1 protein-coding gene is annotated in these 419 nt (G+C 64.1%); it reads right to left on the reverse strand.

The window, feature by feature from the left end:
- Nucleotides 1-419: iron-containing redox enzyme family protein (locus AC1DT6_RS40625; RefSeq protein ID WP_477115632.1), on the reverse strand; the 419-nt coding region annotated here is incomplete at both ends.

Genomic DNA, 419 nt, shown 5'->3' on the forward strand with positions numbered 1-419 from the left:
TCCTGGGCGACGTAGTCGTGATAGAGCGCGGTGGTGTAGAGCAGGCGCATCTGTGCGCCGATCTCGCAGATTTTCAGGCAGCGCTGCTGCAGCTCGGGCGTGTCGGCGTGTTCCAGCACGATCTGGTAGCCGCGTTCGCCGTGGATTTCGTCGGAGACGATATGCAGGTCGAAGAATTCGACTTCTTCGTCGGTGAAGCCATATTTGTCGCGCAGGGTCGGGGTCTGCTTGCGGTAGATCGAGGGCACCTGGGACTCCAGGCCAACCACCAGGCCGGCGACGGCGACGACGGGGTCTTCGCGCATGGCCACGGCGTAGCACCAGCTTTGCAGGCCACGGGTGGTGGCGGACATATTGTCGGGGTCGACCACGCGCTCGCGGGTGGTGCMGCAGGCTTCGGCAAAGCGGATCAGCAGGTC

It is taken from the genome of Cupriavidus sp. 01L45 (assembly GCF_056399885.1).